General features: G+C 60.7%; 4 protein-coding genes. All 4 read left to right on the top strand.

What is annotated here, in order from left to right; genetic code table 11:
• Window positions 1-353: FAD-binding oxidoreductase (locus tag AC1DY5_RS56095; RefSeq protein WP_478122783.1), on the top strand; the 353-nt coding region annotated here is incomplete at its 5' end.
• Between the two features lie 50 nt (window positions 354-403).
• Window positions 404-643, top strand: coding sequence for a type II toxin-antitoxin system CcdA family antitoxin (locus AC1DY5_RS56090; RefSeq protein ID WP_478122782.1), 240 nt, complete (start codon window positions 404-406; stop codon window positions 641-643).
• Window positions 644-651: 8 nt separating this feature from the next.
• A complete protein-coding gene (locus AC1DY5_RS56085; protein WP_478122781.1) occupies window positions 652-966 on the top strand; it encodes a CcdB family protein in 315 nt (104 codons plus the stop codon).
• A 1-nt stretch (window position 967) separates the two neighbouring features.
• Window positions 968-1,269 (top strand): thymidylate synthase (thyA, locus tag AC1DY5_RS56080; RefSeq protein ID WP_478122780.1); only part of this gene is annotated, 302 nt, incomplete at its 3' end.

The following is a 1,269-nucleotide window of genomic DNA, read 5'->3' as shown; positions in this document are numbered from 1 at the left end:
CGGCCTTCGTGGCCGAGACCGATGCCCTGCTGGCGCGCGAGATCCCCGGCGTGCGGCTGGTGAACTTCGGCCATCTCGGCGACGGCAACCTGCACTACAACGTGCAGGCGCCGGCAGGCGGCGACAACCAGGCCTTCCTGCTCGACAACGAGGACCGCATCAACACCCTGGTGTATGACGCGGTCGAGAAGTTCGACGGCTCGTTTTCCGCCGAGCACGGCGTCGGCTCGCTCAAGGTCGACAAGCTCGAGAAACACAAGTCGCCGGTGGCGCTGGCGATGATGCGCGCCATCAAGCGCGGGCTCGATCCGCAGAACATCCTGAATCCGGGTCGCGTGATTCGATTGCCATGAACGATGCGCTTAAAATATGCGCATAGTCACTGCACACAAAGGTGCGCATCATGCTTCGCTTCGATAACGCGCCCAAGAGGGCAACCAATCTTTCCCTCAACAGCAAAGTGCTAGAGATGGCGCGCGAACTCGGAATGAACGTGTCGCAGACCGTCGACGGCTTGCTGGCGGATGAAGTCAAACGCCGCTATTGGGAAAAATGGAACGAGGCCAACAAGGAAGGCATTGCGGCGTACAACGCCCGCATTGCCAAGGAAGGTCTTCCACTCGCCAAGTACCGGACGTTCTGACCTTCGTCATGGCGCGCTTCGACGTTTTCCGGCATCCCGACACCGTGCTTCGAAAAAGCACGCCTTATCTGCTCGACCTGCAGAACAACTACATCAGCGGCCTCGAGACGCGCGTCGTGGTGCCCATGCGGCCGGCGAAGCTATTCGGCACGCCCATGCGAGATCTGAACCCGTCATTCGAGATCGATGGAATGAAGGTGGTTCTCGATACCGCAGCGCTTGCCGCATTTCCGGTTGCCGAGTTGCGAACGCCGGTGACCAATCTGCAAACTCAGAGCGATGCCATCGTCGACGCGCTCGACACCCTGTTCTGTTCCTACTGACATGACCATCCGCCCCATCCGCTCCCAATACGAAGACTTCATGCGCCACGTCGACATGGCCGGCGTGCACAAGGGCGACCGCACCGGTACCGGCACCAAGAGCGTGTTCGGCTACCAGATGCGCTTCGACCTTAGCGAAGGCTTCCCGCTGGTCACCACGAAGAAGGTGCACCTGAAGTCCATCATCCAGGAACTGCTGTGGTTCCTGACCGGTTCCAGCAACAACAACTGGCTCAAGGAGCGCGGCGTCACGATCTGGGACGAATGGGCGCGCGAGGACGGCGACCTCGGCCCGGTCTACGG

This window comes from Variovorax sp. P4_D9, from assembly GCF_056401695.1.
This window is presented reverse-complemented; position numbering and strand designations above follow the sequence as displayed.